21 protein-coding genes and 1 riboswitch are annotated in these 22,556 nt (G+C 50.2%); of the genes, 13 read left to right on the forward strand and 8 right to left on the reverse strand.

Annotated elements, in window-relative coordinates; genetic code table 11:
* Window positions 1-164: 164 nt before the first annotated feature.
* Genes ACLJR2_RS16925 through ACLJR2_RS16935 form a run of 3 tightly spaced genes read left to right on the forward strand, consistent with a single transcriptional unit; the run spans window position 165 to window position 3,080 of the window.
* Window positions 165-1,850 carry a sensor histidine kinase gene (locus ACLJR2_RS16925; protein ID WP_000272850.1) on the forward strand — a complete coding sequence of 562 codons (1,686 nt, stop codon included), beginning with the start codon at window positions 165-167 and terminating at the stop codon, window positions 1,848-1,850.
* Window positions 1,847-2,566, forward strand: coding sequence for a two-component system response regulator BtsR (btsR, locus tag ACLJR2_RS16930; RefSeq protein ID WP_000598637.1), 720 nt, complete (start codon window positions 1,847-1,849; stop codon window positions 2,564-2,566). The genes ACLJR2_RS16925 and btsR overlap by 4 nt, the downstream gene beginning before the upstream one ends.
* 46 nt (window positions 2,567-2,612) lie before the next feature.
* The gene (locus ACLJR2_RS16935; protein ID WP_000950422.1) at window positions 2,613-3,080 is read left to right on the forward strand and encodes a DUF1456 family protein; all 468 of its coding nucleotides are present in this window, start codon (window positions 2,613-2,615) and stop codon (window positions 3,078-3,080) included.
* A 56-nt stretch (window positions 3,081-3,136) separates the two neighbouring features.
* On the opposite strand, the gene ACLJR2_RS16940 is transcribed toward ACLJR2_RS16935, so the two are convergent.
* From ACLJR2_RS16940 to metG, 3 genes are all read right to left on the reverse strand, one after another.
* Window positions 3,137-3,667 (reverse strand): YehR family lipoprotein, encoded by a 531-nt coding sequence (locus ACLJR2_RS16940; RefSeq protein ID WP_001265351.1) that lies wholly within the window; start codon window positions 3,665-3,667, stop codon window positions 3,137-3,139.
* 171 nt (window positions 3,668-3,838) lie between these two features.
* Window positions 3,839-4,297 carry a YehR family lipoprotein gene (locus ACLJR2_RS16945; RefSeq protein ID WP_000703137.1) on the reverse strand — a complete coding sequence of 153 codons (459 nt, stop codon included), beginning with the start codon at window positions 4,295-4,297 and terminating at the stop codon, window positions 3,839-3,841.
* 240 nt (window positions 4,298-4,537) lie between these two features.
* The gene (gene metG, locus ACLJR2_RS16950) at window positions 4,538-6,571 is read right to left on the reverse strand and encodes a methionine--tRNA ligase (RefSeq protein ID WP_000195334.1); all 2,034 of its coding nucleotides are present in this window, start codon (window positions 6,569-6,571) and stop codon (window positions 4,538-4,540) included.
* A 164-nt stretch (window positions 6,572-6,735) separates the two neighbouring features.
* On the opposite strand from metG, the gene apbC reads away from it, so the two are divergent.
* The 6 genes from apbC to ACLJR2_RS16980 all read left to right on the forward strand — a co-directional run bounded on the left by apbC (window position 6,736) and on the right by ACLJR2_RS16980 (window position 13,453).
* Window positions 6,736-7,845: an iron-sulfur cluster carrier protein ApbC gene (gene apbC / locus ACLJR2_RS16955; RefSeq protein WP_001005424.1), complete on the forward strand. Its 1,110-nt coding sequence runs from the start codon at window positions 6,736-6,738 to the stop codon at window positions 7,843-7,845.
* A gap of 266 nt (window positions 7,846-8,111) precedes the next feature.
* Window positions 8,112-8,393, forward strand: a complete 282-nt coding sequence (locus ACLJR2_RS16960; protein ID WP_024134159.1) for a DUF2574 family protein — start codon at window positions 8,112-8,114, stop codon at window positions 8,391-8,393.
* 278 nt (window positions 8,394-8,671) lie between these two features.
* Window positions 8,672-9,217 (forward strand): fimbrial protein, encoded by a 546-nt coding sequence (locus ACLJR2_RS16965; RefSeq protein WP_000830494.1) that lies wholly within the window; start codon window positions 8,672-8,674, stop codon window positions 9,215-9,217.
* 46 nt (window positions 9,218-9,263) lie between these two features.
* Window positions 9,264-9,944: a fimbria/pilus periplasmic chaperone gene (locus tag ACLJR2_RS16970; RefSeq protein ID WP_000734580.1), complete on the forward strand. Its 681-nt coding sequence runs from the start codon at window positions 9,264-9,266 to the stop codon at window positions 9,942-9,944.
* Between the two features lie 12 nt (window positions 9,945-9,956).
* Entirely contained in the window at window positions 9,957-12,437 is a 2,481-nt protein-coding gene (locus ACLJR2_RS16975) for a fimbrial biogenesis outer membrane usher protein (RefSeq protein ID WP_000945357.1), read from the forward strand.
* 8 nt (window positions 12,438-12,445) lie between these two features.
* A complete protein-coding gene (locus ACLJR2_RS16980) occupies window positions 12,446-13,453 on the forward strand; it encodes a fimbrial protein (protein WP_001269812.1) in 1,008 nt (335 codons plus the stop codon).
* A gap of 41 nt (window positions 13,454-13,494) precedes the next feature.
* On the opposite strand, the gene rcnB is transcribed toward ACLJR2_RS16980, so the two are convergent.
* Window positions 13,495-13,809 carry a Ni(II)/Co(II) efflux transporter accessory subunit RcnB gene (rcnB, locus tag ACLJR2_RS16985; RefSeq protein ID WP_000837534.1) on the reverse strand — a complete coding sequence of 105 codons (315 nt, stop codon included), beginning with the start codon at window positions 13,807-13,809 and terminating at the stop codon, window positions 13,495-13,497.
* A gap of 281 nt (window positions 13,810-14,090) precedes the next feature.
* Window positions 14,091-14,187: riboswitch (TPP riboswitch) on the forward strand.
* 31 nt (window positions 14,188-14,218) lie between these two features.
* Here rcnB and thiM point away from each other — a divergent pair.
* The 3 genes from thiM to ACLJR2_RS17000 are packed head-to-tail and all read left to right on the forward strand — an operon-like array spanning window position 14,219 to window position 16,585.
* Entirely contained in the window at window positions 14,219-15,016 is a 798-nt protein-coding gene (gene thiM / locus ACLJR2_RS16990; RefSeq protein ID WP_001182168.1) for a hydroxyethylthiazole kinase, read from the forward strand.
* On the forward strand, window positions 15,003-15,803 hold the full coding sequence (gene thiD, locus ACLJR2_RS16995) for a bifunctional hydroxymethylpyrimidine kinase/phosphomethylpyrimidine kinase (protein ID WP_000822242.1): 801 nt from the start codon (window positions 15,003-15,005) through the stop codon (window positions 15,801-15,803). Before thiM ends, thiD begins: the two co-directional genes overlap by 14 nt.
* Window positions 15,804-15,838: 35 nt before the next feature.
* Complete coding sequence (locus ACLJR2_RS17000; protein ID WP_000434062.1) at window positions 15,839-16,585, forward strand: GntR family transcriptional regulator; 747 nt, start codon at window positions 15,839-15,841, stop codon at window positions 16,583-16,585.
* Here the strand turns inward: ACLJR2_RS17000 and ACLJR2_RS17005 are convergent.
* From ACLJR2_RS17005 to ACLJR2_RS17015, 3 genes are read right to left on the reverse strand one after another with little or no spacing between them, the layout of a single operon-like run.
* A complete protein-coding gene (locus tag ACLJR2_RS17005) occupies window positions 16,559-17,524 on the reverse strand; it encodes a PfkB family carbohydrate kinase (protein ID WP_001012656.1) in 966 nt (321 codons plus the stop codon). The genes ACLJR2_RS17000 and ACLJR2_RS17005 overlap by 27 nt on opposite strands.
* Window positions 17,521-18,525, reverse strand: a complete 1,005-nt coding sequence (locus ACLJR2_RS17010; RefSeq protein WP_000642793.1) for an ADP-ribosylglycohydrolase family protein — start codon at window positions 18,523-18,525, stop codon at window positions 17,521-17,523. Before ACLJR2_RS17010 ends, ACLJR2_RS17005 begins: the two co-directional genes overlap by 4 nt.
* The gene (locus ACLJR2_RS17015) at window positions 18,522-19,793 is read right to left on the reverse strand and encodes a nucleoside permease (protein WP_000858692.1); all 1,272 of its coding nucleotides are present in this window, start codon (window positions 19,791-19,793) and stop codon (window positions 18,522-18,524) included. Before ACLJR2_RS17015 ends, ACLJR2_RS17010 begins: the two co-directional genes overlap by 4 nt.
* A 253-nt stretch (window positions 19,794-20,046) precedes the next feature.
* Here ACLJR2_RS17015 and fbaB point away from each other — a divergent pair, with 253 nt between their 5' ends.
* Window positions 20,047-21,099 carry a class I fructose-bisphosphate aldolase gene (gene fbaB / locus ACLJR2_RS17020; protein WP_000129584.1) on the forward strand — a complete coding sequence of 351 codons (1,053 nt, stop codon included), beginning with the start codon at window positions 20,047-20,049 and terminating at the stop codon, window positions 21,097-21,099.
* Window positions 21,100-21,151: 52 nt separating this feature from the next.
* Here fbaB and yegS read toward each other — a convergent pair whose 3' ends face one another.
* Window positions 21,152-22,051, reverse strand: a complete 900-nt coding sequence (yegS, locus tag ACLJR2_RS17025; protein WP_001273393.1) for a lipid kinase YegS — start codon at window positions 22,049-22,051, stop codon at window positions 21,152-21,154.
* Window positions 22,052-22,556: the final 505 nt, after the last annotated feature.

Raw genomic sequence — 22,556 nt, forward strand, 5'->3', positions numbered from 1 at the left:
GAAGTTTTGCCTGTTTTTTATGCATTAAAACGCGAAGTAGCGGGTTGCGGCGCGGCGTTTAAGTGATCGTATTCACGAATTCATATTTTTATGCAACAGTTCAAAGAAAGTTAATCGTACTCAATGTATGTTACGCGCTTTTAATTGAAGTGTGGTTTGCGGGTATGTACGAGTTTAATCTGGTGTTGCTGCTGCTTCAGCAGATGTGCGTGTTTCTGGTCATTGCGTGGCTAATGAGTAAAACGCGCCTGTTCATCCCGCTTATGCAGGTCACGGTTCGACTGCCGCACAAGCTCCTGTGTTACGTCACGTTTTCTATCTTCTGCATTATGGGCACTTATTTTGGGCTGCATATCGAAGATTCGATTGCCAATACCCGCGCGATTGGCGCGGTGATGGGCGGCCTACTCGGCGGGCCGGTCGTCGGCGGGCTGGTCGGTCTGACCGGTGGGTTACATCGGTATTCTATGGGCGGCATGACGGCGCTGAGCTGTATGATTTCCACCATCGTCGAAGGGCTGCTGGGCGGGTTGGTACACAGCGTTCTCATACGTCGCGGACGCCCGGACAAAGTGTTTAGCCCGCTGACGGCGGGAGCAATTACGTGTGTTGCCGAACTGGTGCAGATGCTGATTATTTTATTGATAGCCAGGCCGTTTGACGATGCTCTGCATCTGGTCAGTAATATTGCCGCGCCGATGATGGTGACGAATACCGTTGGCGCCGCGCTGTTCATGCGTATTTTGCTCGATAAGCGCGCCATGTTCGAAAAATATACTTCGGCATTTTCTGCTACCGCGCTGAAGGTCGCCGCGTCAACGGAGGGGATTCTGCGTCAGGGATTTAACGAAGTGAACAGTATGAAGGTGGCGCAGGTGTTATATCAGGAGCTGGATATCGGCGCCGTCGCCATCACCGATCGCGAAAAACTGTTGGCTTTTACCGGTATTGGCGACGATCACCATCTACCGGGCAAACCCATTTCATCAGGTTATACGCTGAAAGCGATTGAAACCGGAGAGGTGGTTTATGCCGATGGCAACGAAGTGCCGTATCGCTGTTCGCTACACCCGCAGTGTAAACTCGGCTCGACGCTGGTGATCCCGCTGCGTGGCGAAAATCAGCGAGTCATGGGCACCATTAAATTGTACGAAGCGAAAAACCGACTGTTCAGCTCAATTAACCGTACTCTGGGGGAGGGTATTGCGCAGCTTTTATCCGCGCAGATCCTGGCCGGGCAGTATGAACGGCAGAAGGCGTTGCTGACGCAGTCAGAGATCAAGCTGTTGCACGCGCAGGTGAATCCGCATTTTCTGTTTAACGCGCTCAATACCATTAAAGCGGTGATTCGCCGCGACAGCGAACAGGCCAGCCAACTGGTGCAGTACTTGTCGACCTTTTTTCGCAAAAATTTAAAACGCCCGTCGGAAATCGTCACGCTGGCGGATGAAATTGAACACGTGAACGCTTATCTGCAAATTGAAAAAGCGCGCTTTCAGTCGCGCCTGCAGGTACAGCTTGATGTTCCATCGACGCTTTCACGTCAGAAATTGCCTGCGTTTACGTTACAGCCGATTGTTGAGAACGCCATTAAACATGGCACGTCGCAACTGCTTGATACCGGCAACGTCGCTATTCGCGCCCGGCGCGAAGGGCAGCATTTGATGTTAGATATTGAAGATAATGCGGGACTGTATCAGCCTTCCGCCGGCAGTAGCGGGCTGGGGATGAGTCTGGTGGATAAACGTCTGCGCGAACACTTTGGCGATGATTATGGTATTAGCGTGGCCTGCGAGCCGGACTGCTTTACCCGAATTACATTACGACTTCCACTGGAGGAGGACGCATGATTAAAGTGCTGATTGTGGATGATGAGCCGTTAGCGCGGGAAAATCTGCGGATTTTGCTCCAGGGGCAGGATGACATTGAGATTGTGGGAGAGTGCGCGAACGCGGTAGAAGCGATTGGCGCGGTACATAAGCTGCGACCTGATGTGCTGTTTCTGGATATTCAGATGCCGCGTATCAGTGGACTGGAGATGGTAGGAATGCTTGACCCGGAACACCGCCCGTATATCGTTTTTTTAACCGCGTTTGACGAATACGCCATCAAAGCCTTTGAAGAACACGCTTTTGATTATCTGCTCAAGCCGATAGAGGAGAAACGGCTGGAAAAAACGTTACATCGTTTGCGTCAGGAGCGCAGTAAACAGGATGTTTCGTTGCTGCCGGAAAACCAGCAGGCGCTTAAATTCATTCCCTGTACCGGACACAGCCGGATCTATTTGTTGCAAATGGATGATGTCGCCTTTGTCAGTAGCCGTATGAGCGGCGTTTATGTGACCAGCAGTGAAGGGAAAGAGGGGTTTACCGAGCTGACGCTGCGCACGCTGGAAAGCCGGACACCGCTACTGCGTTGTCATCGTCAGTTTCTGGTGAATATGGCCCATTTGCAAGAAATTCGGCTGGAGGATAATGGGCAGGCAGAGCTGATTTTACGCAACGGCCTGACGGTGCCGGTAAGCCGTCGCTATCTGAAAAGTTTAAAAGAGGCGATTGGCCTGTAAAAGACTGTTAGAATATCGTTTTGCCATAGAAACGACCGAAGGCCTCATGCTGAGTAACGATATTCTGCGTAGCGTGCGCTACATTTTAAAAGCTAATAATACCGATCTGGCGCGTATCCTGACGCTGGGTAACGTTGATGCTACGCCGGAGCAGATTGCAATCTGGTTGCGCAAAGAAGAGGAAGAGGGGTTTCAGCGTTGCCCGGATATCGTGTTGTCCTCATTTCTCAATGGCCTCATTTATGAAAAACGCGGCAAAGATGAGGCGGCGCCTGCATTGACGGCGGAACGTCGTATCAACAACAATATTGTGCTGAAAAAGCTGCGTATCGCCTTTTCGCTAAAAACAGATGATATCCTGGCGATACTTACCGGTCAGTTGTTTCGTGTCTCAATGCCAGAGATCACCGCGATGATGCGCGCGCCGGATCATAAGAACTTCCGCGAATGCGGCGATCAGTTTATGCGTTATTTTCTGCGCGGTCTGGCGGCCCGTGAACACGCGGCGAAGTAATTCTGCGGTATTGTTCCCGGCAGCGTCCTGTCTGACCGGGAAAACGCATTATTATACTAATTGATTCTATGATACCCGCTCTCTTCCAACAGTTTCTGCGAGCGAATCATTGACAGATAGTACGCGGAACAGTTGTCAATTGATGATCCTGGCAATTTACAGAGGTCGCTTATTTTTGCCTGGGTAAAATCAATATCCACATATTCCGTAGCATAGCTATCATAATAGTCGATTCGTTCAGTCAAACCCGGCATACCCTGATAAGCTTCGCCGACTTGACTCAGCATTTTTTGTGCTTCTTCTTTATTATTGGCTTTCAGGGTTTTATAAAGTATTTTATGTTCAGATATTTGACGTAAAACGATATCCCCTTTGTAGTAATAGGTTAACTTGATTTCAATACCGTTGAGATTACCTGCATAGCGTTGTGTTTCCTCTGACTCTTTGTTAGCGGCTATCTTCTTGATAAACGCTGTCATGTTATTTTGCTTTCCCTGGAGAGTATCGTTTTTCTGATCGCAGCCAGTTATGCTAACCGATAGAGAGAGCGCGAATAGTGGCAGTGCCATAAGGCGTAGAACCCGCATAACAATTCCTTGTCGTTAAGTATTGGTGTGGCCAGGAATTCAGGGATTATAGGCTTTGGCGAGGGGACTTACAGCGAGGCTGTCTTTTTTCGGAATTCATAAAGAAAAGACGCTGCCGAAGCAGCGCCCTGAGCGACTTTACCAGTCGATGCAATACATTATGCCTGCCAGTTATTTCGCTTCTTTAAAACCAGCAGCTTCCAGCAGCGTCTGGGTTTGTTTCATGCTGATACCTTTGCTGGTATCGCCGGACACCATTGTCCCTGAGATTTGCTGTAACGCTTTAAAGTCCACTTTTTCCATATCCACAGAGACGTTTTCCTGGGCATAGGTATCTTCATAGGTTAATTTTTCTTCCACTCCGGCGATATTTTTATATTTCGCGCTCAGCGGATCGAGAATTTTGGCGGCATCTTCTTTCGTTTTAGCGCCTACAGTGGCATAGCTGATTTTACTTTCAGACGTCTGCTTAATGATTTTGTCACCTTTATAGGTGTAAGTAATTGAAATTTCTGTCCCCGCCAGGTTTGCGTTAAAGGTCTTTGATTCTTCTTTATCGCCACAGCCAGCAAGAGAGAACACCAGTACGGAAGCCAAAGCCGCGGACAATAACTTGCCAGAAATTTTCATCTAAAACTCCATTTTATATAATGATTGGGCTTTTAAAATAATTTCAATGAATTAATTTAACCCAGTAATAGCAATGTATCAGGGAGAGATAGAATATGACTTTTAGCCGTTATTTAGCAGTCCGGATATGGAGTCTTAACGCTATTGCTTATTAAGGAAAAAGTTAAAACGCGCGGATGGGGCGATATGCCAGTCAGGATTAAGCGGTTAAAAAAGCCGGAGCATGCTCCGGCTTGTTGCTTATTTCACCTGTTGGCCAGGCTTCGCGCCGTCATCAGGGCTTAACAGGAAGATATCTTTCCCGCCAGGTCCTGCGGCCATCACCATTCCCTCGGAGACGCCAAAGCGCATTTTGCGCGGCGCGAGGTTGGCGACCATTACCGTCTGGCGGCCAATCAGCGCCTGCGGGTCCGGATAGGCGGAACGAATGCCGGAGAAGACGTTACGCTTCTCGCCGCCCAGATCCAGCGTCAGGCGCAGCAATTTGTCAGAACCATCTACGAACTCAGCATTTTCAATCAATGCTACGCGCAGGTCAATTTTGGCGAAATCGTCAAAGGTGATGGTTTCCTGAATCGGGAAGTCGGCTAACGGGCCGGTAACCGGCGCGGCTGCGGCTTTCACCTCTTCTTTAGACGCTTCAACCAGCGCTTCAACTTGCTTCATGTCGATGCGATTGTAGAGCGCCTTAAAGGTGTTGACCTTGTGACCGAGCAACGGCTGTTCAATAGCATCCCAGTTCAGTTCGCTGTTCAGGAAGGCTTCAACGCGTTCAGAAAGCGTCGGCAGTACCGGTTTCAGATACGTCATCAGCACGCGGAACAGGTTGATGCCCATCGAGCAAATGGCCTGCAGGTCCGCGTCGCGGCCTTCTTGTTTAGCCACCACCCACGGCGCTTGCTCGTCAACATAACGGTTAGCGACGTCGGCCAGCGCCATAATCTCACGGATAGCTTTACCGAATTCACGGCTTTCCCATGCTTCGCCAATCACCGCAGCGGCGTCAGTAAAGGTTTTATACAATTGCGGATCGGCCAGTTCAGCCGCCAGCACGCCGTCGAAACGCTTATTGATAAAACCGGCGTTACGCGAGGCCAGGTTGACTACTTTATTGACAATATCGGCATTGACGCGCTGGACAAAGTCTTCCAGGTTCAGGTCGATGTCATCAATGCGTGAAGAAAGCTTCGCGGTGTAGTAGTAGCGCAGGCTGTCGGCGTCAAAGTGTTTCAGCCAGGTGCTGGCCTTAATAAAGGTGCCGCGCGACTTAGACATCTTCGCGCCGTTCACCGTCACGTAACCGTGAACGAACAGGTTGGTCGGCTTACGGAAGTGGCTGCCTTCCAGCATGGCAGGCCAGAACAGGCTGTGGAAATAGACGATGTCTTTGCCGATAAAGTGGTACAGTTCGGCGTCGGAGTCTTTTTTCCAGTACTCATCAAAACTGGTCGTGTCACCGCGCTTATCGCACAGATTTTTGAAGGAGCCCATATAGCCAATCGGCGCGTCCAGCCAGACGTAGAAATATTTGCCCGGCGCGTTCGGGATTTCGAAACCAAAATACGGCGCGTCGCGGGAAATGTCCCACTGCTGGAGGCCGGATTCAAACCATTCCTGCATTTTGTTCGCCACCTGCTCCTGCAGCGCGCCGCTGCGGGTCCACGCCTGCAGCATTTCGCTGAATGACGGCAGGTCAAAGAAAAAGTGCTCGGAGTCACGCATTACCGGCGTCGCGCCGGACACCACGGATTTCGGCTCAATAAGTTCGGTCGGGCTGTAAGTTGCGCCGCAGACTTCGCAGTTATCGCCGTACTGGTCTGCGGATTTACATTTCGGGCAGGTGCCTTTCACAAATCGGTCCGGCAGGAACATGCCTTTTTCCGGATCGTAGAGTTGAGAGATAGTGCGGTTCTTAATAAAACCGTTCTCTTTCAGGCGCGTATAAATCAGCTCGGACAGCTCGCGATTCTCGTCGCTGTGCGTTGAGTGGTAGTTGTCGTAGCTAATATTAAAACCGGCGAAATCGGTCTGGTGCTCCTGGCTCATTTCACCGATCATTTGCTCCGGCGTAATACCAAGCTGCTGCGCTTTCAGCATGATCGGCGTGCCATGAGCGTCATCGGCACAGATGAAGTTAACCTCATGGCCGCGCATTCGCTGGTAACGGACCCAGACATCAGCCTGGATGTGCTCCAGCATATGGCCGAGGTGGATAGAGCCGTTGGCGTACGGCAGCGCGCACGTTACCAGAATTTTCTTCGCGACTTGAGTCATAGTGGGTATTACTTCTTCTGTTGTAAAAAAGGGCTTTGATAGTACCAAAATGGTAATTACTGCGCCAATCGATAAGGGCATTTATCCGTAAATGAATAATTGTTACCGCTGGAGTAAACTACAAAGTTACAATCGTACTTTTCAGAACTACAAAAGGAGTCGGGATGAACGAACAATCCCAGGCCAAATCACCAGATACCCTGCGAGCGATGGTCGCCGGGACGCTGGCGAATTTTCAGCACCCAACCCTGAAGCATAACCTCACCACGCTTAAGGCGTTGCACCACGTCGCCTGGATGGATGATACGCTGCACGTTGAGCTGGTCATGCCGTTCGTCTGGAACAGCGCGTTTGAGGTCTTAAAAGAGCAATGCAGCGCCGATCTGTTACGTATTACGGGCGCAAAAGCGATCGACTGGAAACTGTCGTACAACATTGCGACGCTGAAACGCGTCAAAAATCAGCCTGGCATTAATGGCGTGAAAAACATCATTGCCGTGAGCTCCGGTAAAGGCGGGGTGGGTAAATCGTCCACGGCGGTAAACCTGGCGCTGGCGTTAGCGGCTGAAGGCGCAAAGGTCGGGGTTCTCGATGCCGATATTTACGGTCCGTCGATCCCAACCATGCTTGGCGCAGAAGATCAGCGCCCGACATCGCCAGACGGTACGCATATGGCGCCGATTATGTCTCACGGCCTGGCGACCAACTCGATCGGCTATCTGGTGACTGACGATAACGCGATGGTATGGCGCGGCCCAATGGCCAGTAAGGCGCTGATGCAGATGTTACAGGAGACGCTGTGGCCGGATCTGGATTATCTGGTACTGGATATGCCGCCGGGAACCGGGGATATTCAGCTAACGCTGGCGCAGAACATTCCTGTTACCGGCGCGGTGGTGGTGACCACGCCGCAGGATATCGCGCTAATCGACGCCAAAAAAGGTATCGTGATGTTCGAGAAGGTGGAAGTGCCGGTGCTCGGCATTGTGGAAAATATGAGTATGCATATTTGTAGCAACTGCGGCCATCACGAACCGATCTTCGGCACGGGCGGCGCGCAGAAGCTGGCGGAAAAATACCATACTCAGCTTCTGGGTCAGATGCCGTTGCATATTAGTCTGCGCGAAGATCTCGATCGTGGTACGCCGACGGTGGTTAGCCGTCCGGAGAGCGAGTTTACCGCGATCTATCGCGAACTGGCCGATCGCGTTGCGGCACAGCTTTACTGGCAGGGTGAAGTGATTCCGGGTGAAATCGCCTTCCGCGCGGTGTAATTTCTGGTGTTAAATCTTATTCATCGCATCAATGATATATTGATGCGATGAATATATGGAATGGAAAAGCTGCGTAATATTGTTTATCCTGCCTGTATAATCCATGCCTTTTTCTGAATAATTCGCCTCAATGCATCATTTGAATTGATCAAACCTATCTCATTAATCTACCATTCCAATTGGTTTTAGCAGGGACGTTAATACATAATTCAACGGAAAAATGGCTTGTACGCTGTTTTCCACTTAAAACAGGAATAATGAACGCAATGAAGAAAAGTTTATTCTTGGGATTTATAACTCTGGCTTATGGAATGAGTTTACAGGCTTTGGCTTCTGATACGGCAACCTTAACCATTACCGGGAGGGTTGTTGAACCAACATGCAGTACTGATGTTGTGAATAATACGGTGCAGCAGCGATGTGGTCAGACTCTTCATCATACAGATATTAACAATGTTACCCCCACTCCTGCACAAGGCATTGTTACTGAAATTATCGCTGTTCCTGGGGATTCCACACGACAGATAGTGTTAAATCGCTACGACTAAGAAAATATATTGTTTATTAAGCCTCTATCATTTCAATGAATGATAGAGGCTTTTTTATTTGCGGTACAAATAATTATTGTCAATTAATTACGCTAATTTATTAAATTTTAAAATAGTACTCACCTTCACTTATTTGCTACAACTATATTGATATTTGTAACTTGTTTTAAATCAATAAAACAACACGTTTACATTGCAGTAACGTTTTTGGTGTGCGAATTTAAATCCAAGAGTTAACCCTCTTAACAAATAGAAATTATTTTATTAAGGAAGATACTATGAAACGTTCAATTATTTCTGCTGCTGTACTGTCTGCTGTATTTATGAGTGCTGGGGCGTTTGCTGAAGATACCGGAACTTTAAACATTATTGGCACAGTAGTTGGAACATCATGCCAGTTTGTGTCAGGAAATAATTCAGAGGATGTGGTGTTAAGTCAGGTTGAAACTAATGTATTTGATACGATGAGTCCCGGTTCGGTTTATACACCAATTACGGAACAGACCACACATCTCAAAATTTACTGCCCAGGTATTGAAGAAGGAAAAAGTCTGAATATTACTGTCAAGGCACCAACTTTAGATGCTGAAGGTGTAATTGGAAATACGTTACCTGATGGTGCTAAAGGTGTCGGTTTTGCTTTGAAATATAAAAACAAAGCTGTTGATCATAGCTCAAATAATATCATCGTGGGAGCCACAGATTTTGACTCAGATAAGATCTATACGATTCCACTGGATGTTTATTATGCTAAGCAAGGTACTGACGCAGTAACGTCAGGGGATGTGAACGCTACCGTAACACTGCAAGCTGCATATAATTGATTTGTAGGCCGGCATAACCTGCCGGCCTTTTATAAGGTAGTTACCCATGAAAAAACTTCTTTTTTTTTCGCTGTTCTTCATTTCAACGGCAAATGCCGGTGTGGTTATTTACGGTACTCGCATTATCTATCCAGCAGAGAAAAATGAAGTACTGGTGCAGTTAATGAATCAGGGTGGGCGTTCTTCATTGGTTCAGTCGTGGATTGATGATGGAGATACATCGTTACCACCGGAAAAGATTAAGGTTCCATTTTTGCTAACACCTCCTGTTGCGAAGGTGGCTGGGGATTCAGGTCAGCAGATTAAAATTAAAAAAATGCCAAACATGCTACCAAATAATAAAGAAAGTTTGTTTTATCTCAACGTACTGGATATTCCACCAAACAATCCAAATAGTACCGGTAAAAATGTATTGAAATTTGCCATGCAGAATCGCATCAAATTATTCTATCGGCCTAAAGGAATTGCCCCAGTTAATAGAGGTACTTTTCAGAAACTGTCCATGAAACGTACTGCTAGTAGTTATTCTATTCAGAATGATACAGCTAATTGGGTCACGATAATAGAAGTTAAAGTTAATGGTGTTAAAATAAATAACGAAAGTATTATGCTTGCACCGCTCTCCAGTGCAGATGTGGCATTAAAAAGTGCTAATGCCAATCAGTATAAAATGACCATTATTGACGATCACGGTAATTATATTAGCGATAACGTCAGCTTAAAATAACAGGAGCTGGTTATGTTAAGGATGACTCCGATTGCTTCGGCGGTATTACTGTTGCTACTCGGCATTGATGCCCATGCCGCAGAAGAAACGTTTGATACAAATTTTATGATGGGTGGAATGAAAGGTGAGAGGGTTTCTGATTTTCGCCTCGATGATAACCAACCCCTGCCAGGCCAATATGATATTGACATCTACGTCAATAAGCAGTGGCGTGGTAAGTATGATATTACTGTTAAGGATAATCCGGATGACACCTGTTTATCCCGCGATGCATTAACGCGTCTGGGGATAAATATACAAGCGTTGGACAAGCAGAATGAATGCCCAACCTTGAAGCAGGCGGTACAAGGGGGCAGTTATGCCTGGAATATTGGCACGTTTCGTCTGGATCTTAGCGTTCCACAGGCGTTTGTCGATGAACTTGAGCAAGGGTATGTTCCTCCGGAAAACTGGGATCGTGGCATTAATGCCTTCTATACCTCGTACTATGCCAGCCAGTATTACAGCGACTATAAGGATTCTGGCAACAGTAAAAGTACCTACGCGCGTTTCACCAGCGGGTTAAACCTGCTGGGCTGGCAGCTGCATTCCGATGCCAGCTATAACAAAACCGATGACAGCAGCGGGGAGTGGAAAAGCAACACCCTGTATCTGGAGCGCGGCATCCCACAAATTCTGGGCACTCTGCGTGCCGGGGATATGTATACCTCATCAGATATTTTTGATGCGGTGCGTTTTCGTGGCGTACGGCTGTATCGCGATATGCAGATGCTGCCGAACTCAAAACAGAATTTTACGCCGCTGGTGCAGGGGATTGCGCAAAGTAACGCGCTGGTCACCATCGAACAGAACGGTTTTGTGGTTTACCAGAAAGAGGTTCCGCCAGGCCCGTTCTCTATTGCGGATTTACAGTTGGCAGGCGGCGGTGCGGATCTTGATGTTAGCGTCAAAGAGGCTGACGGATCGGTAACAACCTATCTGGTGCCCTATGCTGCGGTGCCCAATATGTTGCAGCCGGGTGTTTCAAAATATGATTTTGCGGCAGGGCGTAGCCATATCGAAGGCGCCAGCAACCAGACCGATTTTGCGCAGATGAGCTACCAATACGGGCTGAATAATCTCTTAACGCTGTACGGCGGCACCATGCTGGCGGATAACTACAATGCATTTACGTTGGGTACTGGCTGGAATACGCGTATCGGCGCGATTTCCGTCGATATGACACAATCGCATAGCAAGCAAGACAATGGTGATGTGTTTGACGGGCAAAGTTACCAGATTGCCTATAACAAGTATTTGACGCAAACCGCCACCCGTTTTGGGCTTGCTGCCTATCGTTACTCGTCACGAGATTACCGAACGTTTAACGATCACGTTTGGGCCAATAACAAAGACAGCTATGATCGTGATGAAAATGATGTGTACGACATTGCGGATTATTATCAGAACGATTTTGGTCGTAAGAACAGTTTTTCGGCGAACGTCAGCCAATCTTTGCCGCAGGGCTGGGGCTCTGTATCTTTGAGCACGCTGTGGCGTGATTATTGGGGGCGTAGCGGTAACAGTAAAGATTATCAGCTGAGCTATTCCAATAGCTGGCAACGGATTAGCTATACCTTTTCCGCCAGCCAGACTTACGATGAAGATCATCACGAAGATAAGCGTTTTAACGTCTTTATCTCTATTCCGTTCGATTGGGGAGATGATATTAGCGCTCCGCGCAGGCATTTGTATGTGTCTAACTCAACGACCTTTGATGATGACGGTTTTGCGTCAAATAATACCGGGCTTTCCGGCACCGCAGGCAGTCGCGATCAGTTTAACTATGGGGTGAATCTCAGCCATCAACGGCAGGACAGCGAGACAACGGCTGGCGGAAATCTGACGTGGAATGCGCCAGTTGCGACGCTTAACGGCAGCTATAGTCAGTCGTCTAAATATACACAAACTGGCGGCAGTATTTCCGGGGGGCTGGTGGCCTGGTCTGGGGGCGTGAATTTAGCCAACCGACTGTCGGAAACGTTTGCCGTGATGCATGCGCCGGGCCTGGAAGGAGCGTATGTTAATGGGCAGAAATACCGCACCACCAACCGTAATGGCGTGGTGGTCTACGATGGTTTAACGCCGTATCGTGAAAACCACTTGATGCTGGATGTCTCCAACACTAATAGTGAAACCGATCTGCAAGGGAATCGGCGTAATACAGCCCCATATCGGGGGGCAGTCGTTCTGGCGACGTTTGATACCGACCAACGTAAACCTTGGTATATCCGGGCGCAGCGTCCCGATGGTTCACCGCTGACCTTTGGTTACGAAGTAGAGGATATTCATGGACATAATATTGGCGTGGTAGGCCAGGGAAGCCAGCTCTTTATTCGCACCAATGAAGTACCGCCGGAAATAAATGTGGCGATTGATAAACAACAGGGACTTTCATGCTCAATCACTTTCGGCAAAACGATTGATGAAAGTAAAGTTTATATTTGTCGGTGAGGAATGTCATGAGATATTTATTGATGTTGTTTATGATTTTTATATCTTCAAATTTGCAAGCGTATTGTTATATTATAAATCCGGAATCTGCTAGTAATACAAAAATAGAGGATGTAATTGAAATTAAATTAGATAGCAGGAATGTTTTTGAAAAAGAAGTATCAATGGTATTTCCAGATTCTTTCTCTGGATTCCATTGTATGGGAGGGACTGCTGTAGAAAACCGCTTTAAGACAACGTATTCAAGTGGTAATGGGGAGACTGTAAGATATAAAATAAATGATGGTAGCGGACATAGGTTGTATGTTGATGTGACATTGTTTGTTGACGGTAGCCAAACAGGAAAACAAAAAGCCAATGAGACTTCTCAAGCCAGTAAACTAAACAATAACTTAAAATACAAGGTGTTGGCTAAGGTGGTAAAAGTGGAGGCAGATGATAATAGTATTGAAGCCAAATCTGCAGGTGAAGTTTTTTTGTTAGGAAATTATATCAAAGTTAAACCATTGGATTGTCATGGTGCAGTTATTTGTGCTCATGATAACACCAACCATGAATATAGTTTTAAAGTGCCGATAAAAATATTTTTTACTAAGACAACATGTTCTTTGTCTAATAATGAGATTACATTGCCTCCTATTTCATTAAGTGATCTGTTGGCTGGTAATGCTCAGGTCGAATACTTTCCTGATGCACTGAAATTTACATGTGATGGAGGGCTGGGAATGACGACAAGTATTGTAAATTATCATTTTTCTGCCGTTTCAGCAACCAATGGAGATTATTTGGCAAATGAATTAACAAGCGCCGATAGTGCAAAAAATGTTGGGTTTAAAATTTTCCTTAATGATAGCCTTATTCATGTAAACTCTGATGAGAAAAGGCAACTGTTAGGGTATAATAAAGAAATGACTGAAGCTTCAGAACTGAAGCTGGGTGTACAATACTATAAATATGGTAACGTCCAACCGGGCAATGTAAAAAGTAGTGTTTATATTATTACAAGTTATCAGTAATCAATGCTAAGCACACTCTCCTTAACGGAGAGTGTGCTTTTTTATCGATGATAAAAAATCTCGCCATCATAGGCTTTGATGATTTTTCCATCGGTATCGTTAATCAGTACATACGCGCCGCCCATATAGGTCCAGTGAGTACCGGCATCTGGCGCGGGCAGATTACGTAATTTCCACTGTTTAATATTGTACTCATCGGTGCGGTACATCTGCGGAACGGTATCGCCGGGCTTGAAGTGGGTGAAGTCGGCGATAAAGCTTTTTAACTCATATTGATCAATGCCCGTTGTCGCGGGGGCGGCCCATGCAAAACTGGTTGCAAGCAACAGCGCGCAAGGCAGCAACTTACTTTTCATACTTTTACCCTCCACATATGCGGGTCAGTTAACATCGTGTGTATCATTTCTGCTGGTGGCGTATCTGACAAGCGCTATTTTGTTATCTCACGCCCCTTTTCGTAAAAAGTGTAAACGAAAGCGTCGTGCAGCAACATATCCGCCAGCAAGTTTGTCAGAACCGAATAGGTTTTGAGAACTATCTGATAACGCTGAAATTATCGTCCGCCGCTGGCTGTAAATTTACATTGTCTGGCGCAGACAGTATGCTTAATAGCGAAACCCCGCTTAACACGGTGGGGCTTGACGACTCGGGGTGCCCTTCTTTGTGAAGGCTGAGAAATACCCGTACCACCTGATCTGGATAATGCCAGCGTAGGGAAGTCTGACACTGCTCGTGTCCCTTCTTCACGCGGGCAGGAGCTGAACCATGCAGCCTGACCTGCACTGCCGCACGCTTGCGGCGCATACGTTAAAACACTTTCGCGCGCTCTCCCCGCTTACGCACTGTATGACGAATGACGTTGTACAAACGTTTACCGCCAATACGTTGCTGGCGCTGGGCGCTTCACCCGCCATGGTGATTGATCCCGTCGAGGCCAGACCGTTTGCCGCCATCGCCAACGCCTTGCTGGTTAATGTCGGAACATTAACCGCCTCACGCGCTGACGCGATGCGTGGGGCGGTAGAAAGCGCTTATGATGCCAAAACGCCGTGGACGCTTGATCCTGTCGCGGTGGGCGCGCTGGAATTTCGTCGGCGATTTTGCCTGGATCTCTTGTCCCTGCGCCCGGCGGCAATACGCGGCAACGCCTCGGAAATCCTGGCGTTATCCGGCATGGCGCTGGGCGGACGCGGCGTAGATACCACCGAGGCGGCGTTGGCCGCACTGCCTGCGGCGCAGGCGCTGGCGCGTCAGATAGACTGCATCGTTGTGGTTACCGGAGAGGTAGATTACGTCACTAACGGTCAGCGCACGCTGAGCATTCCCGGCGGCGATCCGTTAATGACTCGCATTGTAGGCACCGGCTGCGCGTTGTCGGCGGTCGTCGCCGCCAGCTGCGCGTTACCGGGCGCCGCGCTGGACAATGTCGCGTCGGCCTGCTGCTGGATGAAACTGGCTGGACAGGCCGCGGCAGAGCGTAGCGAAGGACCGGGCAGCTTCATCCCTGCTTTTCTTGATGCGCTCTATCATCTGGATGTGGAGGCGGCCAATGAAGAGAATTAATGCGCTGACGATTGCCGGCACCGATCCCAGCGGCGGGGCCGGTATCCAGGCGGATCTCAAGACCTTTTCCGCGCTGGGCGCGTATGGCTGTTCGGTCATCACCGCGCTGGTGGCGCAAAATACCTGTGGCGTACAGTCGGTGTACCGGATAGAGCCGGACTTTGTCGCCGCTCAACTTGATTCCGTGTTCAGCGATGTGCGCATTGATACCACAAAAATCGGGATGCTGGCGGAAACCGATATTGTCGAGGCCGTGGCGGAGCGACTACAGCGTCATCATGTACGTAATGTGGTGCTGGATACGGTGATGCTGGCGAAAAGCGGCGATCCGCTGCTCTCGCCCTCTGCGATAGAAACATTACGCGTCCGGCTGTTGCCGCAGGTATCGCTGATTACGCCTAATTTGCCGGAAGCCGCAGCATTGCTGGATGCGCCCCATGCGCGTACGGAACAGGAGATGCTGGCGCAGGGGCGGGCGTTACTGGCGATGGGGTGTGAAGCGGTATTAATGAAAGGCGGGCATTTAGAGGATGCGCAAAGCCCGGACTGGCTCTTTACCCGTGAGGGCGAGCAACGTTTTAGCGCGCCGCGTGTGAACACCAAAAATACGCATGGAACGGGCTGTACGCTGTCGGCGGCGCTGGCGGCGTTACGGCCCCGGCATCGCTGTTGGGGAGAGACGGTAAACGAGGCGAAGGCATGGCTTTCGGCGGCGTTGGCGCAGGCGGACACGCTGGAAGTGGGGAAGGGCATTGGTCCGGTACATCATTTCCACGCGTGGTGGTAGTATACTGCCTACAGACCCGTCGTCAGGAAAGATAAATGGAACAAGCGCATACCCGGCTCATCGCGCAACTGAATGAACGAATTTCAGCGGCGGATAATACGCCGCTATACATGAAATTCGCCCAGACGGTAAAGGATGCCGTGCGCAGCGGTATTCTTGAGCACGGTAATATTTTGCCTGGCGAACGCGATCTCAGCCAGCTTACCGGCGTCTCGCGCATCACGGTACGGAAAGCGATGCAGGCGCTGGAAGAAGAGGGTGTCGTCACGCGCGCCCGTGGCTACGGTACGCAAATCAATAATATCTTTGAATATTCCCTGAAAGAGGCGCGGGGATTTTCTCAGCAGGTTGTCTTGCGCGGCAAAAAACCGGATACGCTATGGGTTAACAAACGCGTGGTAAGTTGTCCGGATGAGGTCGCGCAGCACCTGGCGATCCCCGCAGGCAGCGACGTCTTTTTACTCAAACGCATTCGTTATGTTGATGAGGACGCGGTATCGATTGAAGAGTCCTGGGTGCCCGCGCATCTGATTCATGATGTCGACGCGATTGGCATTTCGTTGTATGACTATTTTCGTCGCCAGCACATTTACCCTCAGCGTACCCGATCCCGCGTCAGCGCCCGGATGCCGGATGATGAGTTTCAGTCGCATATTCAAATGGATGGTAAAGTGCCGGTGCTGGTGATTAAGCAGGTGGCGCTCGATCAGCAGCAGCGGCCTATTGAATACAGCATCAGTTATTGTCGTAGCGACCTATACGTTTTTGTGTGCGAGGAGTAGCGCCTCGCGCGTGGGCGCGCAGTCGCCGCCGCGATGCCCGACCACCCAGCTTGCCACCGCATTTCCCAGCAGTACGGCATCCGCGAGCGACCAGCCTGACGCCAGTCCTGCCAGCACGCCGCCAGCATGGCTGTCGCCCGCGCCGATGGTATCCACCACGGTTGCCGGAAACGCTGGCACAACGCCGGAAGATTGCGCGCTAAAATACCACGCTCCGTCTTTATCATGGCGCACCACCAGCGGCGCGGAAAAGCGTTTTACCCATGCTTCGCCGAAAGTGCGCGTATCGGTCGCAAGCCCGGCGCGTTCCGCAGCGATGATGGCTTCCTGGCGGTTGAGGGAGACGATGGGCCGGCAGGCCATAATGCGCGCCATTGCATCGTCTGTAATATCACCGATTCGCGGGCCAAAATCGATAAAAGGCGTTACATCGTCGACGGTTTCCAGCCACTGGATCAGTGGTTCGCCACAGGACGAGGCCAGTTGATAACCGGACAGGTAGACAAGACTGCCCCGCGGTGTCCTGAGCTGCGACAGCCAGTCCGCATTCCACTGGTTTTCCACGCCGCTAAAAGACATAAACGTGCGTTCGCCATCCGGTTCGACTAACGCCAGACACCAGCCGTTATCCCCTTCAACCGCGTCAATCACGCTGGATAATCCCTCTTTTGCCAGACGGCGGCGAATCCTCTCCGCCCACACGCCCTGGCCCAGCGGCAGCGCATTGCTGGCGTCAATCCCCAGTCGTTTCAACGCCACGGCAATATTCAGCGCACAGCCGCCGACATTGACGCTTTGTTGTTGCAGTTCAATATCGCCTCCGCGACGCGGCAACGTCCAGGCGTCGGCAATGATATCGATCACTGCCGCGCCGATAACGGTGAGCGGACGCCGGGTATGCAGGGTCGGTAATAATGTCAGCAACCGTGCGCCGTTCATAGTGCCTCCCGCCGTTGACGATAACTCGCCAGCGCAACGGCATAGCGCGCAAAATCCAGCTGATTAACCTCGTCCAGCGTTTGCTTTAACTGGGGGTTAATGGCGCTTACCCCGTGCAACGCGCCGCAAATGGCGGTAGCCATCGCGCCGATAGTGTCGGTATCGCCGCCGAGGTTAGCGCACAGCACGGCACAGCGGTTAGGATCGGTATTCGCCAGTTCCACCATGGCGATAGCGCAGGGAACCGATTCAATGGTGCTGGTTCCCGCGCCGATGATCTGATAGAGCTGTTCGCTGGCAGATTCGACGCCGTCGGCGTGGCGGACAATGTTTAGCGCCAGTTCCAGACGTGCCGATAGCGAGGCGCTAAACGTGGTAATACGCGCTGTCTGCGCCTGATGGGCGACGGCGGGGAGCGAGTCGGCAATACTTTGCCACGTGTCGCCGTTAACCGCTCGCGAGACGGCCCAGGCGACAACCACGGCGCCAGCCACCGCCAGATCGGATTTATGCGTCGGGCTGGAGGCTAACGCTACTTCTGCTATAAAGGCTGTCAGGTTAGTTGGCGGCAACAGGCAGCCCAACGGCGAAACGCGCATGGCCGCGCCGTTAGTCACGCCGTTGTTTTCCAGCGCCGCGATGGGTTTGCCGTCGCGAATCGCGTTCAGCGCAATTTTTGACGTCGGGCCGAGTACATTTTTATTGAACGCATCAAAGCGTTCCGCCCAGGCGAGGATGTTACGCCCAATAATCTCGGGATCAATGTTGCCTTCGCATTCGAGTAGCGCGTCGGCCAGGCAGAGCGCCATTGCGGTATCATCCGTAAACTCCGCGCGGTTAAAATAGCAGGCGGCATTATTCTCTTTTGGCCCGGGCAGAAAGCGGTCAATCCAGCCGAAATGCGCTTTGACGCGCGTTCTCGGCCACAGCTCAGAGGGCATTCCCATCGCATCCCCTAACGCTTGCCCGTAAAGAGCACCGAGAATACGTTCTGCTTTCATTTTACTTCCCCTTGTGTCAACGCAATATCGCGATCGTCAATAGCAGTGATCTCTTTGTCCGATTCGCGAAAGAAAATCATAAACAGTAGCGCGATGACGGCAATCATCACTGCGCCAAACGTCCACATGCCCGCCCAGTTGAATGTCAGACCGTTAACCGGTTGCGGATAAGCAAACATTTTTTCCATCATCACGCCGCCGAGACGATAGCCCAGCAGGCTGCCGAATCCCTGACAGCAGAGGGTGATAAGCCCTTGCGCAGCGGTACGCATATGAACCGGCGCTTTTTTATCGACATAAATGTAGGCGGTGACGTAGTAGAAATCGTAACTCACGCCGTGCAGCAAAATACCGAGGAACAGCAGGGCATAAGTGAAGTACGTTTCCGCGCCGCCATAGACAAAAAAGCCGTAGCGGATCGCAGCGGTAATAAGACCAAGTAATAATACCTTTTTAATACCAAAGCGCTTAGTGAAAAAGGGCAGAGCCAGCATAAAGAAGATTTCAGAGAACTGGCCGAGCGTCATCCAGCCGGTGGCGTTCTTCATTCCCACTTCCGTCAGATAGCCGTTAGCGAAGATGTAGTAGAAGGCCAGCGGCATCGCAAACAGAAAGGAACAGAAGAAGAAAACGAGAAAGTTTTTATCGCGCAGCAGGACCAGCGCATCCAGCCCCAGCATCACTTTAATATCCATCTTGCCGGTGCTTTTTGGCGGCGTGTCTGGCAGACAGAACGCAAATACGCCCAGCAACGCTGAACTTGCGGCGGTTATGAGCAGTGGAATGTTGGTGGGGGAAATATCGTTATAGCCTAACATTTGCGGCAGGAATCCACAGGCGAGGCCGGAGGCTATCCACCCAATGGTTCCCATAACGCGAATGCGTGGAAAATCGCGTTCAACGTCCGGTACGTTAGCGAAGGCAATGCTGTTTGTCAGCGCGATGGTCGGCATATAGGTCAATGAATAGGCCAGAAGCAGCGGAAAGAATCCGGCGAAGGTGGTTTGCTGCGCCGCGAAATACATCAGCACGGCGCCTGCAAACATCAGTACCGCCAGGACTTTTTGCGCTGAGAAAAAACGGTCGGTAACGGAGCCGACCAGAATCGGCGACAGGATCGCCGCAATGGCGGTACAGGCATAAGACCAGCCTATTTCACCGGCGGAAAACCCGCTTTTATTTAGCCATAGCCACAGGGGGACGAACCAGGCGCCCCAGATAAACCACTCCACGAACATCATGAACGACAGTTTAAAGGTCGTTTTCATTTTTGAATCCTTCATGACAGGTAAGGTACGCCACGACAATACCACTTAATAATACCTTTTAAATACCATTGAGCATTAATTTTGACCGATCTAACACTTTTTCGGACGTGAATCGAGTCAGCAGATAGCGCCGAAAAAATGCGCTAAAGTTGGCAAAAATGGTCGGTCAGTACCAGGCTTATTGCGACCCGCAATCTGTGGGGCAGGACTATTCACCTTCCGATACCCTATCGGAACTTACGGGAGCATAGCTATGACTGATATTGCGCAGTTGCTTGGCAAAGACGCCGACAGCCTTTTAAAGCATCGTTGTATGACCATTCCTTCCGATCAGCTTTATCTACCCGGCAAGGATTACGTTGACCGGGTGATGATTGACAATAATCGTCCACCAGCCGTTCTGCGTAATATGCAGACGCTCTATAATACTGGACGCCTGGCGGGAACAGGATACCTTTCGATACTGCCCGTCGATCAGGGAGTGGAGCACTCCGCCGGCGCTTCTTTTGCGGCCAACCCGCGCTACTTTGACCCAAAAAATATTGTTGAATTGGCGATTGAGGCCGGCTGTAACTGCGTGGCCTCTACCTACGGCGTACTGGCCTCGGTTTCACGGCGCTATGCGCACCGTATTCCGTTTTTGGTCAAACTGAATCACAACGAAACATTGAGCTATCCGACAGAGTACGATCAGACCCTGTACGCCAGCGTTGAGCAGGCGTTCAATATGGGCGCCGTGGCGGTAGGCGCGACGATCTATTTCGGTTCGGAACAGTCCCGTCGCCAGATTGAAGAGATCTCCGCCGCTTTTGAGCGTGCGCATGAGCTGGGTATGGTGACCGTATTGTGGGCTTACCTGCGTAATTCTTCCTTTAAAAAAGACGGCGTCGATTACCATGTATCCGCTGACCTGACGGGGCAAGCCAACCATCTGGCCGCTACGATTGGTGCGGATATTGTGAAACAGAAAATGGCCGAGAATAATGGCGGTTATAAAGCGGTCAACTTCGGCTATACCGACGATCGCGTGTACAGCAAACTGACCAGCGATAACCCGATTGATTTGGTTCGTTACCAGTTGGCGAACTGCTATATGGGACGCGCCGGGCTTATCAACTCCGGCGGCGCGGACGGCGGTGACACTGATCTCGGCGACGCGGTTCGTACCGCGGTGATCAACAAACGAGCCGGTGGAATGGGGCTAATTCTGGGACGTAAAGCCTTTAAGAAATCGATGGCTGATGGCGTGAAGTTGATTAATGCCGTACAGGATGTCTATCTGGATAGCAAAGTCACCATCGCCTGAGTTCAACGAAGAAAAGCCGGATGTGAGCGCATCCGGCCAGCGACTGGTGTTATTAACGTAGCAACGGGCAGTCTGGCGGCAGCCGACAGCGTAATGCGCCAGGCAGCACCTCAATATGAAATTCTTGCCCGCTGAGTGGTTCGCCATCCAGATTGAACGTGATTTCATGCGGCGCATGAATATCAAACCACGCCGAGGCGCCGTCAATAATATTCGGATTGTCATCTGACTGCGTGAGCGTGGAAAACAGCGCCGGCAACAGCTCTTCGCCGGTAAAAATCCGTAGCTGTAACAGTCCGTCGTTAATCAACGCGGTGGGACATAATTGCTGCCCGCCGCCGGCCTGACGACCATTGCCGATGCCGATCACCAGCGCATCTCCCTGCCAGTGAAAGTTTTCGCCACGTATTTCGCAGCGGTCAGGGGTCAGCGTATCCATTCTCATCAGACCGTGAATAAGATAGGAGACGCCGCCCAACGCGGCTTTAAGTTTTTCCGGCGTTTCGGTGGTAATGCGGGTGCCAAAACCGCCCGTCGCCATATTGATAAAACAGGTTTTATCATTGACTCTGGCCATATCAATTTCCATCGCGTTTCCGGCAATCGCCAGTTTCAGCGCTTTGTCCAGCGCTTCAGGAATACCGGCGCTGGTGGCAAAATCGTTGGCAGTGCCGAGCGGCAAAAGGCCCAGTGCAGGGGCTACGCCGTCGCGGATCTGGATGAGCGCGGTCGACACTTCATTAATGGTACCGTCTCCGCCGCCGGCAATCACCGTTTCCACGCCCAGTCTACGGGCTTCATCAACGTAACGCTGCGCGTCGCCTTTTTCCCAGGTTACCCGAACGTGAATCTGTATACCTTCGTCGCGAAGTAGAGTAATGGCCTCACGTAGCGGCTGGTTATCAGCGCTTTTGCCATTGAGGATCAGTAAGCTGGCGGGAAAGTTAGCCATCCGTTATGCCTTAATAGGTTGAACAACAATCTCCAGAAAGTGTATAGCAGAAATGAAAAAGCGAGGTCAGAACAGGATGAAAATTGAAATGTTGCGCACTTATTGCTTTACCGTTTTTCTTCCTGCTGTACGCAGCGGTAAGCGAAGCATGGTTTAAGGCAAATGGCGACAAGAGAGATGCCGGTATGCGCATTGAGTAGCGCTTGTGAGAGTGCAGGGAAATCACAAGGGGTAGTCAGACGCTTTCCGATATAGCGCCTTTGATAACGAAACGGAGAATTAACAAGACGAACATACGTCAGTTATCAGTATTAATTTCAAACACCATAATATCAGATAAAAACCTGATATTTATTACCAAACATACTTTTTAATAGCATAAAATCGAAATGTTCTTTAGACTCTTTGAGAGCGTTCAGAATTCTGTGTCACGTTAAAAATTCTACAGCGTCATCACATTATTCAGCCGCCCTTCAAAATAAATCGCCAACTGCGACAATGTCAA

The sequence above is a fragment of the Salmonella sp. SAL03688 genome, assembly GCF_046551895.1.
Taxonomy (GTDB): Bacteria; Pseudomonadota; Gammaproteobacteria; order Enterobacterales; family Enterobacteriaceae; genus Salmonella; species Salmonella enterica.

Excerpts from the sequence above, each read along its gene's own strand:
- ACLJR2_RS16925 (WP_000272850.1), top strand. The coding sequence starts at position 165 with ATGTACGAGTTTAATCTGGTGTTGCTGCTGCTTCAGCAGATGTGCGTG.
- btsR (WP_000598637.1), top strand. The coding sequence starts at position 1,847 with ATGATTAAAGTGCTGATTGTGGATGATGAGCCGTTAGCGCGGGAAAAT.
- ACLJR2_RS16935 (WP_000950422.1), top strand. The coding sequence starts at position 2,613 with ATGCTGAGTAACGATATTCTGCGTAGCGTGCGCTACATTTTAAAAGCT.
- ACLJR2_RS16940 (WP_001265351.1), bottom strand. The coding sequence starts at position 3,667 with ATGCGGGTTCTACGCCTTATGGCACTGCCACTATTCGCGCTCTCTCTA.
- ACLJR2_RS16945 (WP_000703137.1), bottom strand. The coding sequence starts at position 4,297 with ATGAAAATTTCTGGCAAGTTATTGTCCGCGGCTTTGGCTTCCGTACTG.
- metG (WP_000195334.1), bottom strand. The coding sequence starts at position 6,571 with ATGACTCAAGTCGCGAAGAAAATTCTGGTAACGTGCGCGCTGCCGTAC.
- apbC (WP_001005424.1), top strand. The coding sequence starts at position 6,736 with ATGAACGAACAATCCCAGGCCAAATCACCAGATACCCTGCGAGCGATG.
- ACLJR2_RS16960 (WP_024134159.1), top strand. The coding sequence starts at position 8,112 with ATGAAGAAAAGTTTATTCTTGGGATTTATAACTCTGGCTTATGGAATG.
- ACLJR2_RS16965 (WP_000830494.1), top strand. The coding sequence starts at position 8,672 with ATGAAACGTTCAATTATTTCTGCTGCTGTACTGTCTGCTGTATTTATG.
- ACLJR2_RS16970 (WP_000734580.1), top strand. The coding sequence starts at position 9,264 with ATGAAAAAACTTCTTTTTTTTTCGCTGTTCTTCATTTCAACGGCAAAT.
- ACLJR2_RS16975 (WP_000945357.1), top strand. The coding sequence starts at position 9,957 with ATGTTAAGGATGACTCCGATTGCTTCGGCGGTATTACTGTTGCTACTC.
- ACLJR2_RS16980 (WP_001269812.1), top strand. The coding sequence starts at position 12,446 with ATGAGATATTTATTGATGTTGTTTATGATTTTTATATCTTCAAATTTG.
- rcnB (WP_000837534.1), bottom strand. The coding sequence starts at position 13,809 with ATGAAAAGTAAGTTGCTGCCTTGCGCGCTGTTGCTTGCAACCAGTTTT.
- thiM (WP_001182168.1), top strand. The coding sequence starts at position 14,219 with ATGCAGCCTGACCTGCACTGCCGCACGCTTGCGGCGCATACGTTAAAA.
- thiD (WP_000822242.1), top strand. The coding sequence starts at position 15,003 with ATGAAGAGAATTAATGCGCTGACGATTGCCGGCACCGATCCCAGCGGC.
- ACLJR2_RS17000 (WP_000434062.1), top strand. The coding sequence starts at position 15,839 with ATGGAACAAGCGCATACCCGGCTCATCGCGCAACTGAATGAACGAATT.
- ACLJR2_RS17005 (WP_001012656.1), bottom strand. The coding sequence starts at position 17,524 with ATGAACGGCGCACGGTTGCTGACATTATTACCGACCCTGCATACCCGG.
- ACLJR2_RS17010 (WP_000642793.1), bottom strand. The coding sequence starts at position 18,525 with ATGAAAGCAGAACGTATTCTCGGTGCTCTTTACGGGCAAGCGTTAGGG.
- ACLJR2_RS17015 (WP_000858692.1), bottom strand. The coding sequence starts at position 19,793 with ATGAAAACGACCTTTAAACTGTCGTTCATGATGTTCGTGGAGTGGTTT.
- fbaB (WP_000129584.1), top strand. The coding sequence starts at position 20,047 with ATGACTGATATTGCGCAGTTGCTTGGCAAAGACGCCGACAGCCTTTTA.
- yegS (WP_001273393.1), bottom strand. The coding sequence starts at position 22,051 with ATGGCTAACTTTCCCGCCAGCTTACTGATCCTCAATGGCAAAAGCGCT.